Consider the following 13657-nt stretch of genomic DNA (forward strand, 5'->3'; position numbering starts at 1 on the left):
CGCCTTGCCCACGGGCGCCTGGATCCCCCGATTCCGGCCCCAACGTTCCTGGACGGGGCACTAGAAACGCACGACGCACACACGAGGAGGGGTCCGCTCCGGGCGGACCCCTCCTCGTGCGTGCGGGGTCAGCGGCCCGCGGTCGCCGCCGCGCGGTCGAGGAACGAGGTGACCAGCGCAGGGTCGGCGAAGTACTCGTCCCCGAGGCCCGCCTTCGTGCGGCGGTGCTTGTACTCGAACAGCACCGCGAGCTTCCACAGCGCCATCGTGGTGTACCAGCGCAGCTCGGACAGGTCCCGGCCGGTGGTCGCCGCGTAGCGGGCGGCGAGCTCCTCCCGGGTGGGGTAGCCCTCCTCCAGCACCGCGGCACCCAGCTCGGCCGTCGGAGTCATCGGCTCCCCGGCCACCGGCCAGGACGCCAGGAAGTTGCCGACGTCGAACAGGGGGTCGCCGAGGGTGGCGAGCTCCCAGTCGAGCACCGCGGCGATCCGACCGGGCGGCTCCGGGGCGAGGATGACGTTGCCGAGCCGGTAGTCGTTGTGCACGATCGTGGCCCCGGACTCGGCGGGCACGTGGGCCTCGAGCCAGCCGTCGACCTCGACGAAGGCCTTGGGCGGGCGGCCCTGCTCGTCCGCGACGAGCCTGCGCATCCGCCCCAGGTGGCGACCGTTGAAGCCCTCCGGCCTGCCCATCTCGGACAGTCCGGCGGCCTTCCAGTCCACCTCGTGGATCGCCGCGAGGACGTCCACCATGCTCTCACCGATCGCCCGTCGGGACGCGGTGTCGGCGAGCGGTGCCGGGGTCTCGGTGGTGACGACCGGCCCCTCGACGTGGCTCATCACGTAGAGCGGCACGTCGATGACCTCGTCCGCCTGCGCCGTCGCGAGCACCTCGGGGACCGGCACTCCGGTCCCCGCGAGCCCCTGCAGCAGCCGGGCCTCGCGGAGCATGTCGTGCGCGCCCGGGGGCAGCGGCGGGGGCGGCGGGCGCCGGACGACGACCCGGCTGCTCCCCGACACCAGGTAGGTCAGGTTGGAGTGCCCGTCCCCGATCCGGCGTGTGGTCAGCGGGCCCTCGCTGATCCCCCGCTCCTCCAGGAAACGTCGCAGCGCAGCGAGATCCGCCGCGGACCACGCCCAGGCGGGTGCCTCCTCGGTCACCGGTTCCGGCTCGCGACGAGGTGGTTGAGGTAGTCCCGGGACCAGTGCGTCTCCCACTGCCCGGCGGCCGCCTCGCCGTCGATCGTGGCGTCGCAGGCGGACTCCCAGATCTCGGTGGCCATCTTGTCGTTCGTGGGCAGCCTGATCAGCGCGAACCGGTCGAAGGTCACCTCGGTGCGCCCGCCCGCGGTGTCGACGAGGGTCGCCTCAAGGCGCTTCTGCGACATGTCGTCGTGGTAGGTGGCCTTGTGCTCGATGTGCGACACCGGGACGGTGACGCCGTTCTTGAGCACCGAGCCCGCGAAGCCCCACTCGCCGCCCGCGATCCAGATCCAGCCGTTGATGGCGTTGCCGGAGTCGGTGTAGGCCACGAACCACTTCCAGTGGTGCGGGATGCCCCAGTCCCGGTTGCCCCACGAATGGTCGCGGTGGCCCATCCGGCGGTCCCACTCCACGCGGCGGCCGCCCACCTCGAGGAAACCGGACACCCGCCCGGTCTGCTCGAGCCGGTTCTGCGCGAACCACTCCGGCAGTCCGTCGGGGTTGGAGCGGTAGCTGAAGGCGTCCTGGACCGCGTCGAAGCGGTACTCCAGGCGGACCTTCTCGCTCTCGTAGGTCACCTCGGCGGTGCGCCGCAGCTCGGGCTGGCGGATCGACAGGCCCTTGAGCCGGAAGTCGTCGAGGTCCATGTCCTCGGGCACGGAACCGCCGTCGAGGTCGAGGGCGAGGGGCTCGGTGTCCGGGCTCCAGACGGAGACGTTGAAGCCCGCTCGGCCGTGCGCGGTCAGGTACAGGTAGACCTGCAGCCCGAGCCGCTCGTCCGGCATGATCATCTCGTAGAAGAGCGAGTCCCGCATCCGGCCGCCCGCCTCGGCGGGCCAGTGGCGCAGGTCGTCGCGCGGGCCGAAGCCGGGGTCGGGGACGTGGGTGTCGGCGAGGGTCATCGTGCTATCTCCCGGTGAAGTTCGGCGGGCGGCGCTCGAGGAAGGCGGAGAGCGCCTCGGGCATGTCGTCGGCTCGGGTGAGCAGGGCCTGTCCGCGGTTCTCCAGTTCCAGCGCGGCGGCGTAGGAGGTGACCTCCTGGTTGCGCAGCAGGGCCCGCTTCGACATCCGGACTCCACCGGGCGAGTTCGCGGCGATGGCCGCAGCCAGCGTGTCCGCCTCGGTGAAGAGGTCCTCGCTCGGTACCACGCGGTTGACCAGCCCGATCCGGGCCGCCTCGTCCGCACCGACGATGCGGCCGGTGAACCCCAGCTCGGCCGCCCGCCCGTACCCGATCAACCGGGTGAGCAGGTACGACGTCCCCAGCTCGCCGCAGGACAGCCCGACCCGGACGAAGGCGCAGGAGAGCTTCGCCGTGGGCGCGGCGAGCCGGATGTCGGCGGCGAGCGCGAGCGCGAGACCGCCGCCCACCGCGGGGCCGTGGATCGCGGCGATCACGGGGAACGGCAGGTCGCGAAGGGCGGCGAGCCCGCCCGTGGCGGCCTCCTGGAAGAACAGGAACTCGCGCACGCCCATGGCTCGGATCGCGCCGACCTCGGCGAGGTCGAAGCCGGAGCAGAAGGCCTTCTCCCCCGCCCCGCGCAGGATCAAGGCGCGCGCGCCGCTGTCCCGCAGCGCGAGGGCGGCCTCGTTGTGCTCGTGGAACATGGTCTGGGTCTGGGAGTTGGCGCGGTCGGGACGGTTCACCGTGAGGACGGCGACGCCGTCCTCACGCAGCTCGACCCGCAGGGTCTCGAGCTCCGCCAGCGGCTTGGTGATCATCAGCGTCCCTCGAAGACGGGCGCGCGCTTCTCCTGGAAGGCAGCGAGCGCTTCGGTCATGTCGTCGCTGCGGGTCAGCAGCGCCTGTCCACGGTTCTCCAGCTCGAGAGCGGCGGCGTAGGAGCTCGCCTCCATGTTCGCGTGCAGCGCCCGCTTCGACAGCTGGACCCCACCCGGTGAGTTGCCGCAGATCTGCGCGGCGAGCCCGACCGCGGAGTCGAGCAGCTCCTCCTCGGGGACGACCCGGTTGACCAGACCCGTCTCCTCGGCCTCGGCCGCCGCCATCGTCCTGGCGCTGTAGAGGAACTCCGCCGCGACGGCCGGGCCGACGAGCCGCGGCAGCAGCCACGAGGTTCCGAGGTCCCCGGCTGAGAGCCCGATGGTGACGAACGAGGGGACGAACCTCGCCCGCGGCGAGGCCAGTCGGATGTCGGCCGCGAGGGCGAGCGCGAGGCCGCCTCCCGCGGCGGCGCCGTTCACCGCCGCGATCACCGGGACGCGGATCCCGCGGATCGCGGTCAGGGCGCGAGCCGCGCTCTCCTGGAGGTCCAGCATCCCCAGTGCACCGAGCTCGGTGAGCTTCTCGGCGTCGGCGAGGTCGTAGCCCGCGCAGAAGGCCTTGCCGGCGCCGGTCAGGACGACGGCCCGCAGCGCGGGCTCCCGGTCGAGCGCGCGTCCGGCGGACTCCAGCTCGCGGAACATGACCGCGGTCATGGCGTTGTACTGCGCCGGACGGTCCAGCGTCAGCACGACCACGCCGTCACGCGGCCGTTCGAGCCGGAAGGTGGTCGGGGTCTCGGGCATCGGGTCGTCCTCTCGGGTCACACGTGGGCGCGGGTCAGGGCAGCCAGGATCTGCTCGGTCGCGTCCTCGAGCCCGTCCGGGTCGAGTCCCCAGGGCGGGGCGCACAGGTCGAGGTGGTCGACGTGTTCGGCGTGCGCGGCGACGCGGGCGGGCAGGTCGGCGGCGCGGCAGGCGATGCCGATGGCGTCGATCGCGGCGTCGGGGACGGCGGCGGCCGCGGCCACCGGGTCCCCCGCCTTCACGGCGGCGCGGATCCGCTGCTGGGCGGCGTCCCAGCCGTGCAGCGCGAACAGCCGGTCGTAGACGCGGGAGGCGGCGTACTGAGCGATGGCGAAGGCGACCCGGCGGCGGGCCGCCTCCTCGTCGTCGTCGAGCGCGACCATGCGGGTGCCCTTCACCACGAACCCGTCGAGTGAGCGGCCCGCGTCCGCGGCGCCGCGTTCCAGCTCGGGCCGGACGACCTCGGCCAGGTACGCCGCGGTGGTCATCGGGTGAGCGACGAGGCCGTCCGCGACCCGACCCGCCGCCCGGACCATGCGGGCACCGACGCCGGCCGTCCAGATCGGCAGGTGGTCCCGGAACGGGGCGGGCGTCTCGGCCGTGGGGGCGAGGTGCAGCCGGTAGAAGCGGCCGTCGTGGTGCACCGGTCCCTCGTGCAGCGTCCACAGCGCCCGGAGCACGGTGACCAGCTCCTCCATCCGCACGGCCGGGGACTCGCCGCTCGTGGAGAGCCAGTTCTCCATCATCCCGGACGTGCCGTTGCCCAGCCCGAGGATGATCCGACCGCCGGTGAGCTCGTCGAGGTCTCGGGCCTCCGCGGCCCAGATCAGTGGTGAGCGCCCGACGCCGTAGGCGATGTTCGAGCCGATCGCGACCCGCTCCGTGGCCGCACCGAGGACGGCCATCGGGACGGTGGCGGACCGGTTGTAGAGCTCGCCGGTCCACACCGCCCCGAACCCGGCCGCCTCCGCGCGGCGCGCGAGGTCCGCGGCCGCCCGGAAGCGCCGGGGGCCGCGGCCGCCGGTGAAGATCGTGAGTCCGTACTGCTCGCGCATCGTCGCGCGCCCCTCCCTAGCCGAACTTCGGCGGTCGCTTCTCCAGGAACGCCGTGATCCCCTCGCGCGCCTCACCGTGCACGAAGAGCTCGTGGATCTGCTCCACCTCGTACCGCTTCCCCTCGTCGAAGGGCTGGTCGAAGGCGGCGTCCACGGTCCGGACCACGGCGGCGAGGGCCGGTCGGGACAGGCCGCTGAGCTGCCCCGCGAGGACGAGCGCGGCCTCCTCGGCCGCCCCGGCGGGCACCAGCCGGTCGACGAGCCCGATCGCCGCGGCCTCGTCCGCGGGGACCTGGCGCGCGGTGGCCATGATGTCGATCGCCCGGCCGCGGCCCACGAGCCGGGGCAGCCGCTGGGTCCCCGCGGCGCCCGGGATCAGGCCGAGCCGGACCTCGGGCAGGCCGTACTTCGCGTCGGCCCCGGAGACCCGCATGGTGCACGCCATCGCGAGCTCGAGGCCGCCACCCAGAGCCACGCCCTCCACGGCGGCGATGCTGATCAGGTCCGCCGCCGCGAGCCGCTCGACGGCCGCGCGCAGCCGGTCCCCGTAGGCCGCGAAGGACTCGGCGTCCACGGTGCCCATGTGCTTGATGTCCGCGCCCGCCGCGAAGAAGCCGGGGATGCCGGAGGTCAGCACCAGCACCCGGGTGTCGCGGCGCTCCGCCTCGTCGAGCAGCGCGTTCAGCCCGTCGATGATCGGCGGGCCGAGCGCGTTGGCGGGCCTGCGGTCGATCGTCGCGACGAGCACGCCGGTGCCGGCGTCCTCCCACGTCACCACCCGGTCGTCCTCGGACATGTCTTCTCCTAAGCCCGGCGCGGGAACGCGCTGAAGTCGGGGATGCGCTTGGCCTTGTACGCCTCGCGGCCCTCCTGGGCCTCCTCGGTGGCGTAGAAGAGCAGGTTGGTGTCGTGGGCCAGCTGCTGGATCCCGGCGAGGCCGTCCTCGGCGGCGTGGAAGCTCGCCTTGCACAGCCGCAGCGCCATCGGCGAGAGCTGCAGCATCCGCCGGGCCCACGCGACGGTCTCGGTCTCCAGCTCGGCCAGCGGCACGACGGTGTTGACCAGCCCCATCTCGAGGGCTTCGGCGGCGTCGTACTGCTCGCAGAGCAGCCAGAACTCCTTCGCCCGCTTCTGCCCGACCTGCTGGGCGAGCAGACCCGCGCCGAAGCCGCCGTCGAACGAGCCGACCTTGGGCCCGACCTGGCCGAACCGGGCGTTGTCCGCCGCGATCGTCAGGTCGCAGGTCAGATGCAGCACGTGCCCGCCGCCGATGGCGTAGCCCGCCACCATCGCGACGACGGGCTTGGGCAGCCTGCGGATCTGCACCTGCAGGTCGGTGACGTGGAAGCGGCCCACCGCGTCGGCGCTGCCGGGCTCCTCCAGGTACCCCGTGTCGCCGCGGACGCGCTGGTCACCGCCGGAGCAGAAGGCGTCCGGCCCCTCCCCCGTCAGCACGATCACGCCGATCGAGCCGTCCTCGCGCGAGCGGGTGAGCGCGTCGGACACCTCGATCAGGGTCTGCGGGCGGAAGGCGTTGCGCACCTCCGGCCTGCAGATCGTGATCTTGGCGATGCCGTCGCCGGAGTGGTCGAGACGGATGTCGGTGTACCTGCCGACGGACGACCACGCCACGGGGAGGCGCGGGCCGGAGACCCTCATGCCATCGTCAGGCCACCGCTGACGGACAGCGTCTGGCCCGTGATGTAGCCGGCGGCGTCGGAGGCGAAGAAGGCGACGGCGGCCGCGACGTCCTCGGGCAGGCCCAGACGCTTCATCGGGACGGCACGGGTCATCCCGCCGATCACCTTGTCCGCGTCCTGGCCGGAGGCGTCGGCGAACTTGCGCAGCGCAGGCGTGTCGGTCGGGCCGGGGCAGACCGTGTTGGCGGTGACACCCTTGGTCGCGACCTCGCGGGCGAGGGTCTTGGTGAAGGCGATCGTGCCGCCCTTCGCGCCGGAGTAGACGGCCTCGAGCGAGGACCCCACGCGGCCCGCGTCCGAGCCGATGTTGACCACGCGACCGAAGCCGCGCTCGACCATGCCCGGCACGACGGCGTGGGTCACCCGCAGCATGCCCTTGAAGTTGATCTCCAGGATGCGGTCCCAGAAGTCCTCGGTGGTCTTGAGGAACGGCATGAAGTCGTCCCAGCCCGCGTTGTTGACCGCGACCTCGATCGGGCCGAGCTCCTCGGTCACGGTCTTGACCGCGGCCTGCACGGACGCGGTGTCGGTGACGTCGGCGGCGACGGCGATCGCGCGGCCGCCCGCCTCGACGATCTCGGCGGCCGTGGCCTGGGCGGCCTCGGTGTTCAGGTCCACGACGGCCACGGCGAAGCCGTGCGCGCCGAGCGTGGTGGTGATGCCCTTGCCGATGCCCTGGGCGCCGCCGGTGACGAACGCGGTGCGGGTGCTCATGCGTGGATCCTCTCGTCGTTCAGGTGCCACTCGATCGGACCGGCGATCAAGGAGTGGCTGGTCAGGGTGCGGCCGAGCACGCGCTGGGCCTCGCGGGCGGCCTCAATCACGGCCGGCAGGTCCAGGCCGGTCTCGACGCCCATCTCGTGGAACATGCTCACCAGGTCCTCGGTGGCGATGTTTCCGGTGGAGCCCTTCGGCACGGGGCAGCCGCCCAGCTCACCGAAGCTGGACTCGAAGCTCGTGCAGCCCGCCTCGAGGGCGGCGTAGGCGTTCGCCAGACCCTGTCCGCGGGTGTTGTGGAAGTGCGCGGTGACCTCGACCCCGGGCAGCCGCTCCAGCGCCGCGGCGAAGAACTCGCGGGCGTAGGCGGGGTTGCACATGCCGGTGGTGTCGCCGAACCCGATCTCCGTGGCCCCCGCCTCGGCGAACCGCTCGGCCAGGTCCAGCACCCGGCCCAGCGCGACCTTGCCCTCGTAGGGGCAGCCGAACGAGGTGGCGACGACGGCGGCGCAGTCCAGGCCCTCGGCCCGGATCCGCTTCGCCATGACCGCGTTGTCCGCCATGGTCTCGGCGACCGTGCGGTTGACGTTCTTCTTGTTGTGCGTCTCCGAGGCGGACACGAAGATCGCCGCCTCGTGGAAGCGCTCCCGCACCTTCAGCGCGTTGTCCAGCCCGCGGCTGTTCGGGATCAGCACCATCAGCTTCACGCGCTCGGGCACGTCGATGCGGTTGAGCACCTCGACGCCGTCCGCCAGCTGCGGGATCACGTCCGGCCGCACGAAGCTGGCCACCTCGATGCGCTCGAAGCCCGCGCGGGCCAGCGCCTCGATCAGCCGGATCTTGTCGTCCGTCGCGATGCGCTCGGGCTCGTTCTGGAACCCGTCGCGCGGCCCGACCTCGCGGATGTGCACCCGCCTGCTCATGACTCCTCCAGTGCTCGGGAGAGCGCGTCTCGGTGTTCGGGGGCGGCGACGGCGACCAGCCGCGCGCCGTAGTCCTCGTGGGGGCAGCCACGCAGCCAGGCGGTGCCGTGCTCGGTGACGACGGCGTCGACGTCCGCCCGGCCGGTGCTGACCGGACCGCGCAGGGTCGGCACGATCGTCGACGCCTCGCCCGCCGTGGAGCGGAGCGCGATGACCGACCGCGCCCCGGTGCGGGCCGCCGCACCGGAGAAGTCCGCCTGCCCGCCGATGCCGCCGAGGTAGCGACCGCCGACGGCCTCGCTCCCGACCTGACCGGACAGGTCCACCTCGATGGCCGAGTTGATCGCGACGAGGCGGCGCAGACGGGCGAGCACGCCGGGATCGTGGGTGTAGCTCGCGGGCCGGAACTCCACGGGCAGCTCGCCGAGGCGGGTGTAGAGCTCGGCGGACCCGATGGCGGTGCCGGTCACGAGCACGCCCTCGTCGATCTCCTTGCGGCGCCCGGTGAGCACCCCCTTCTCCACCAACCGAAGCACCCCGTCGGTGAGCATGCCGGAGTGGAAGCCCAGATCGCGGTGCCCGGCGAGACCGTCCATGATCGCCGTCGGCAGCGCGCCGACGCCCATCTGCACGGTGTCCCCGTCCTCCACCAGCTCGGCGACGCGTGCGGCGACGGCCACGTCCACGGCGTCCGGTGCTCGGTCCGGGGCCTCCTGAACCGGCCGGTCGGTCTCGATGGTGGCGGCGAAGCGCTCCACGGGAATGCCCGGCGTGCCGGTGGTCACGGGCATCCGGTGGTTGATCTCGCCGATCAGGATCCTGCTGTGCCGCACCGCATCCCCGGCGTAGTCCACGCCGATGCCCAGCGAGCACACCCCGTCCGGGCCGGGCGGGGAGACCTGCACCAGCCCGACGTCCCCCGGCAGCACCCGCTCGGCGAACAGCCGCGGCAGCACCGAGTAGTGCGCGGGCACGACCTGCACGGTCCGGTTGCGCCGCAGCTCCCCCATCGCCCCGTACGAGACGAGCGTGAGCTCCGGTGGCACCTCGCGCAGCCGCCGGTTGAAGGTCAGCCCGCTGAACGCGCGCACCGGGCCGATGTCCGCGACCTGGTCCAGCAGGGCGTCCACCAGCGGGGTCGCCTCGGCCCCGGCCTGGCTCCACCAGACCCCGTCGCCGGGACGGACGTACGGCCGCAGGTCGATCATGGTCAGACCCGCTGCAGCAGGGTCGCGGTGCCGAGGCCGCCGCCGCAGCACATGGTGACCAGGCCCAGCTCGACGTCCCGGCGCTCCATCTCCGCGACGATCGTGGCGAGCAGGCGCCCGCCGGTCGCACCGACGGGGTGACCGAGGGCGATGGCGCCGCCGTTGACGTTCACCCGGTCCATGTCCGGCTTGAGCTCGCGCTGCCAGGCCAGCACCACCGAGGAGAACGCCTCGTTGACCTCGAAGAGGTCGATGTCGCCGATGGACAAGCCGTTGCGCTCCAACAGCTTGTGGGTCGCCGGGATGGGCCCGGTCAGCATGATCACCGGGTCGACGCCGACGGTGGTCTGGTCCAGGATCTTCGCGCGCGGGGTGAGTCCGTGGGCGTCCACGGCCTCCCGCGCGGCCAGCAGCACGCCCGCGGCGCCGTCACAGATCGGGGAGGACGAGCCCGCGGTGATCCGCCCGTTCTCCTTGCGGAACACCGTCTTGAGCCCGGCGAGGGTCTCGGTGGTGGTGCCGGGGCGTACGGTCTGGTCGCCGTGGCGGACCTCGCCGTCGAGCTCCCAGTCGATCAGCTCGGCGTCGAGGCGGCCCGCCGCGATCGCCTCGGCGGCCAGGGTGTGCGAGCGGGCCGCGAACTCGTCCATCTCCTCGCGGGAGAGGTCCCAGCGCTCGGCGATCAGCTCGGCGCTCTCGCCCTGCGGGACGAAGTCGTACTGCTCCCACATGCGCGCGGTCCACGGCTCGCCGTAAAGCTCGCTGATCCTGGCCGGGGAGTTCATGGGCACGTGGCCCATGTGCTCGACGCCGGCGGCGATCACCACGTCGTGCACCCCGGAGGCGACCAGGGACGCCGCCATCTCGCTCGCGGTCTGCGCGGAACCGCAGCGCCGGTCCAGCACGACGGCCGGGACCTCGGGCGGGTAGCCCTCCTGCAGCCAGGCGTTCCGCCCGATGTTGCGGGACTGCTCGCCGAAGGGGGCCGTGCAGCCCACGACCAGGTCCTCGACGACACCGGGGGCGATCCCGGCGCGGCCCAGGAGGTCGCGGTAGACCGCGCCGAGAAGGTCGTTGGGGTGGGTGTCCCGGAACCAGCCCTTCTCGGGGTGCGCCTTGCCGAACGGGGTGCGCGCCCCCTCGACGAGGAAGACGTCCCGACCGTGCAGCGGCATCTCAGATCACCGTCCCGCCGTCGACCGGCAGCACCTGGCCGGTGATGTAGCCCGCCGCGGGCGAGGCCAGGAACACGAAGCTCGCCGCGATCTCGTCCGGGGAGGCCCAGCGCTGCAACGGGATCCGTTCCAGGGTCTTCTGTGCGAGCTTCTCGTTGCTGCGGATGTTCTCCGTCATCGCCGTGGCGGCCAGCGGGGCCAGCGCGTTCACGGTGATCTGCTTGCGCGCCAACTCCTTCGCCAGCGACTTGGTGAGGCCGATGATCCCGGCCTTCGCGGCGCCGTAGTTGGCCTGGCCGATCGTGCCGACCAGCCCCGCGGCGGAGGTGACGTTGAGGACGCGACCGGAGCCGTCGTCCGGCAGGAACGGCAGGGCGGCCTGCGACACGGTGAACGAACCCATCAGGTGGATCTCGACGATCCGCCGGAACGCGTCCTCGGTGAGCTTGCCGAACATGGCGGGCGAGATCGCACCCGCGTTGTTGACCAGGATGTGCAGGGTGCCGCCGCCGAGGTCGGCGGCCTTCGCGGCGGCGGCGTCCGCGGCCGCCCGGTCCCGGACGTCGAGCACCTGGCTCTCCGCGCTGCCCCCGGCCTCCACGATCTGCTTGGCGACCAGCCGGGCGGCGTCCTCGTCGACGTCTGTGACCAGCACCGATGCGCCCGCCTTGGCGAACGCGGTGGCCACGGCGGCGCCGATCCCGCCCCCGGCGCCGGTGACGAGCGCCGACCGGCCGTCGAGGCTGAACACGTCCAGGGCGGGCATCAGTAGCTCCTCGGCAGGCCCAGCACGTGCGAGCCCAGGTAGTTGAGCACCATCTCCTGCGGGAGTGGCGCGATCTTGAGCAGACGGGCCTCGCGGAAGTAGCGGGACACGTTGTACTCCTCGGAGTAGCCCATCCCGCCGTGGGTCTGCAGAGCGCGGTCGGCGGCCTGGAACCCGGCGTCGGCACAGAGGTACTTCGCGGTGTTCGCCTCACGACCGCAGGGCTTGCCCTGGTCGTAGAGCCAGGTCGCCTTGCGCAACATCAGCTCGGCCGCGTCGAGCCGGGCCAACGAGTCCGCGAGCGGGAACTGCAGCCCCTGGTTCATCCCGATCGGACGGCCGAACACCTCACGCTGGTTGCCGTAGGTCACCGCCCGGTCCAGCGCCACCCGGCCCAGGCCCAACGCCTCCGCCGCCACGAGCATCCGCTCCGGGTTGAGACCGTCCAGGATGTAGCGGAAACCCTGGCCCTCCTCCCCCACCCGGTCCTCCACCGGGATCATCAGGTCGTCGATGAACAGCTCGTTCGACGTGACCGCGTTGCGGCCCATCTTCGGGATGGGCCGGATGTCGATGTGGTCGCGGTCCAGGTCGGTGAGGAACAGCGTGATGCCGTCGGTCTTCTTCGCGACCTCGCCCGGCTTCGTCGTGCGGGTCAGCAGGAGGACCTTCTCCGACTCCATGGCCTTGGAGATCCACACCTTGCGCCCGTTGACCCGGTAGTGGTCGCCCTCACGCTTCGCGAACGTGGTGATGTTCGTGGTGTCCAGACCGGCACCCGGCTCCGTCACCCCGAAACAGACGTGCAACGAGCCGTCCACGATCCGCGGCAGCGTGCGCTTCTTCAGCTCCTCGGAGCCGTGCTTGATCACCGGGTGCATGCCGAAGATCGAGAGATGGATGGCCGAGGCCGCGTTCATCCCGCCGCCGGACTTGGCGACCTCCTCGATCAGGAGCGACGCCTCGGTGATGCCGAACCCGTGCCCGCCGTACTCCTCGGGCGTGGTGATCCCCAGCCAGCCACCCGTGGCCAGCGCGTCGTAGAACTCGGTCGGAAAGACCTTGTCCCGGTCGTGCTCCATCCAGTACTGGTCGTCGAACTTGCCCGCCAGGTCCCGGACCGCATCCCGGATGGTCACCTGATCCTCGGTGAGCTCGAAGTCCACCGCACACCTCCTCGGACCACGTCGTCTCGTCGCGGTCGATCGTAACAAAGGACTGACCAAAACTCGCGACAGTCGACGTCGTAAGAAAGGTCATACCGAACTAGGGGACGAGCGACAGCCTGTCCGCGATCCGGTCGTTCCAGGCCACGGGCGCGCCGAACAGCTCGGCGTCGAGCTTCACGCGCTTGTAGAAGATCTGCAGGTCGTGCTCCCAGGTGTAGCCGATGGCGCCGTGCAGGGTCAGCGCGGAGTCCGCCGCCGCGACCGCCGCGGCGCACACCTGGGCCTTCGCCGCCGCCGCGTGCAGCGGCGCGTCCTCGTGGCCCGCCTCCACCGACGCCGCCGCCAGGTACACGATCGACCGGGCCGCCTCGACCTTCACCAGCATCTCGGCGGCGGCGTGCTTGACCGCCTGGAACGAGCCGATCGCGACGCCGAACTGCCTGCGCTGCTGGACGTACTCGACGGTCGCGTCCAACAGGTGCTCCATCGCCCCCAACGAGTCCGCCGCCACGAGGACCGCGGCCCGGAGCGCGGCCGGCTCGAGGAGAGCGGCACCGTCCTCGGCCGGGACGACCGCGCCGACCGCGCCGTCGAACTCCACGTCCGCGACGGTCCGGCTGCGGTCGGTGAGCGCGCGCTCTCGGATCCGCACCCCGGGCTGATCCACCTCCACCAGCCGCAGACCGTCCGCGACCGGCACGACCAGGCGGACGGCCCGGGACGCGGCCAGGACCGCGGGGACCGTGCCGACGAGGCCTCCGTCCCGTTCCGCGACGGTCGCCGCGCGACCGGGGACCGCCCCCGCCGATACGGTGAGAACGGTCGTCATCCGGTCCGAGAGCAGCGCCTTCGCCGCCTCGGGCATCCCGGCGAGCGTCGGCAGGGCCACCATGGACGCGAGCCAGGCCGAGGTCGGCGCGGCGCGCCTGCCGAGCTCCTCGGCGGCGAGGACGAGCTCGATCAGCCCGCCGCCCTCCCCACCCAGGTCCTCGGCCGTCCCCACACCGAACCATCCGTCCTGGGCGAAACACTCCTCGAACGCGGCGTGATCGCCCGTGTCGAGCCACGACCGCAATCGATCGGAGGGGCACGCCTGCCCGAGCCAGTCCGACAGGACGGCGCGGAAGTCGGCCTGCTCGTCGGAGAGTTCCCAGCGCATTCCGTACTCCTACTCGGCGTGGGGGTGCGGCACTGAGGTCGCGTCCCGCTCATCGATG

14 protein-coding genes are annotated in these 13657 nt (G+C 72.3%); all 14 read right to left on the reverse strand.

What is annotated here, in order from left to right:
• Nucleotides 1-128 precede the first annotated feature (128 nt).
• The 14 genes from Pdca_RS19535 to Pdca_RS19600 all read right to left on the reverse strand — a co-directional run bounded on the left by Pdca_RS19535 (nucleotide 129) and on the right by Pdca_RS19600 (nucleotide 13599).
• Nucleotides 129-1160, reverse strand: coding sequence for a phosphotransferase family protein (locus tag Pdca_RS19535; protein ID WP_174824327.1), 1032 nt, complete (start codon nucleotides 1158-1160; stop codon nucleotides 129-131).
• Nucleotides 1157-2104 (reverse strand): DUF7064 domain-containing protein, encoded by a 948-nt coding sequence (locus Pdca_RS19540; protein WP_085915119.1) that lies wholly within the window; start codon nucleotides 2102-2104, stop codon nucleotides 1157-1159. The genes Pdca_RS19535 and Pdca_RS19540 overlap by 4 nt, the downstream gene beginning before the upstream one ends.
• A 4-nt stretch (nucleotides 2105-2108) precedes the next feature.
• Complete coding sequence (locus Pdca_RS19545) at nucleotides 2109-2924, reverse strand: enoyl-CoA hydratase/isomerase family protein (protein WP_085915120.1); 816 nt, start codon at nucleotides 2922-2924, stop codon at nucleotides 2109-2111.
• A complete protein-coding gene (locus Pdca_RS19550; protein ID WP_085915158.1) occupies nucleotides 2924-3727 on the reverse strand; it encodes an enoyl-CoA hydratase/isomerase family protein in 804 nt (267 codons plus the stop codon). The genes Pdca_RS19545 and Pdca_RS19550 overlap by 1 nt, the downstream gene beginning before the upstream one ends.
• 17 nt (nucleotides 3728-3744) lie before the next feature.
• Nucleotides 3745-4782, reverse strand: coding sequence for an LLM class flavin-dependent oxidoreductase (locus tag Pdca_RS19555; protein WP_085915121.1), 1038 nt, complete (start codon nucleotides 4780-4782; stop codon nucleotides 3745-3747).
• Nucleotides 4783-4798: 16 nt separating this feature from the next.
• The gene (locus Pdca_RS19560; protein WP_085915122.1) at nucleotides 4799-5578 is read right to left on the reverse strand and encodes an enoyl-CoA hydratase-related protein; all 780 of its coding nucleotides are present in this window, start codon (nucleotides 5576-5578) and stop codon (nucleotides 4799-4801) included.
• Between the two features lie 8 nt (nucleotides 5579-5586).
• On the reverse strand, nucleotides 5587-6441 hold the full coding sequence (gene menB, locus Pdca_RS19565) for a 1,4-dihydroxy-2-naphthoyl-CoA synthase (RefSeq protein WP_085915123.1): 855 nt from the start codon (nucleotides 6439-6441) through the stop codon (nucleotides 5587-5589).
• On the reverse strand, nucleotides 6438-7196 hold the full coding sequence (locus tag Pdca_RS19570) for an SDR family NAD(P)-dependent oxidoreductase (RefSeq protein WP_085915124.1): 759 nt from the start codon (nucleotides 7194-7196) through the stop codon (nucleotides 6438-6440). The genes menB and Pdca_RS19570 overlap by 4 nt, the downstream gene beginning before the upstream one ends.
• Nucleotides 7193-8122 carry a hydroxymethylglutaryl-CoA lyase gene (locus Pdca_RS19575; RefSeq protein WP_085915125.1) on the reverse strand — a complete coding sequence of 310 codons (930 nt, stop codon included), beginning with the start codon at nucleotides 8120-8122 and terminating at the stop codon, nucleotides 7193-7195. Before Pdca_RS19575 ends, Pdca_RS19570 begins: the two co-directional genes overlap by 4 nt.
• The gene (locus Pdca_RS19580) at nucleotides 8119-9330 is read right to left on the reverse strand and encodes an acetyl-CoA hydrolase/transferase family protein (protein ID WP_085915126.1); all 1212 of its coding nucleotides are present in this window, start codon (nucleotides 9328-9330) and stop codon (nucleotides 8119-8121) included. The genes Pdca_RS19575 and Pdca_RS19580 overlap by 4 nt, the downstream gene beginning before the upstream one ends.
• Nucleotides 9331-9332: 2 nt before the next feature.
• The gene (locus tag Pdca_RS19585; RefSeq protein ID WP_085915127.1) at nucleotides 9333-10505 is read right to left on the reverse strand and encodes a thiolase family protein; all 1173 of its coding nucleotides are present in this window, start codon (nucleotides 10503-10505) and stop codon (nucleotides 9333-9335) included.
• A 1-nt stretch (nucleotide 10506) separates the two neighbouring features.
• Nucleotides 10507-11271 carry an SDR family NAD(P)-dependent oxidoreductase gene (locus tag Pdca_RS19590; protein WP_085915128.1) on the reverse strand — a complete coding sequence of 255 codons (765 nt, stop codon included), beginning with the start codon at nucleotides 11269-11271 and terminating at the stop codon, nucleotides 10507-10509.
• On the reverse strand, nucleotides 11271-12437 hold the full coding sequence (locus Pdca_RS19595) for an acyl-CoA dehydrogenase family protein (RefSeq protein WP_085915129.1): 1167 nt from the start codon (nucleotides 12435-12437) through the stop codon (nucleotides 11271-11273). The genes Pdca_RS19590 and Pdca_RS19595 overlap by 1 nt, the downstream gene beginning before the upstream one ends.
• A gap of 100 nt (nucleotides 12438-12537) precedes the next feature.
• The gene (locus tag Pdca_RS19600) at nucleotides 12538-13599 is read right to left on the reverse strand and encodes an acyl-CoA dehydrogenase family protein (protein ID WP_085915130.1); all 1062 of its coding nucleotides are present in this window, start codon (nucleotides 13597-13599) and stop codon (nucleotides 12538-12540) included.
• Nucleotides 13600-13657 lie beyond the last annotated feature (58 nt).

This window comes from Pseudonocardia autotrophica (assembly GCF_003945385.1).
Taxonomy (GTDB): domain Bacteria; phylum Actinomycetota; class Actinomycetes; order Mycobacteriales; family Pseudonocardiaceae; genus Pseudonocardia; species Pseudonocardia autotrophica.

Coding starts and splice junctions, on each gene's coding strand:
- Pdca_RS19540 (WP_085915119.1), bottom strand. CDS start 2,104: ATGACCCTCGCCGACACCCACGTCCCCGACCCCGGCTTCGGCCCGCGC.
- Pdca_RS19545 (WP_085915120.1), bottom strand. CDS start 2,924: ATGATCACCAAGCCGCTGGCGGAGCTCGAGACCCTGCGGGTCGAGCTG.
- Pdca_RS19550 (WP_085915158.1), bottom strand. CDS start 3,727: ATGCCCGAGACCCCGACCACCTTCCGGCTCGAACGGCCGCGTGACGGC.
- Pdca_RS19555 (WP_085915121.1), bottom strand. CDS start 4,782: ATGCGCGAGCAGTACGGACTCACGATCTTCACCGGCGGCCGCGGCCCC.
- Pdca_RS19560 (WP_085915122.1), bottom strand. CDS start 5,578: ATGTCCGAGGACGACCGGGTGGTGACGTGGGAGGACGCCGGCACCGGC.
- menB (WP_085915123.1), bottom strand. CDS start 6,441: ATGAGGGTCTCCGGCCCGCGCCTCCCCGTGGCGTGGTCGTCCGTCGGC.
- Pdca_RS19570 (WP_085915124.1), bottom strand. CDS start 7,196: ATGAGCACCCGCACCGCGTTCGTCACCGGCGGCGCCCAGGGCATCGGC.
- Pdca_RS19575 (WP_085915125.1), bottom strand. CDS start 8,122: ATGAGCAGGCGGGTGCACATCCGCGAGGTCGGGCCGCGCGACGGGTTC.
- Pdca_RS19580 (WP_085915126.1), bottom strand. CDS start 9,330: ATGATCGACCTGCGGCCGTACGTCCGTCCCGGCGACGGGGTCTGGTGG.
- Pdca_RS19585 (WP_085915127.1), bottom strand. CDS start 10,505: ATGCCGCTGCACGGTCGGGACGTCTTCCTCGTCGAGGGGGCGCGCACC.
- Pdca_RS19590 (WP_085915128.1), bottom strand. CDS start 11,271: ATGCCCGCCCTGGACGTGTTCAGCCTCGACGGCCGGTCGGCGCTCGTC.
- Pdca_RS19600 (WP_085915130.1), bottom strand. CDS start 13,599: ATGCGCTGGGAACTCTCCGACGAGCAGGCCGACTTCCGCGCCGTCCTG.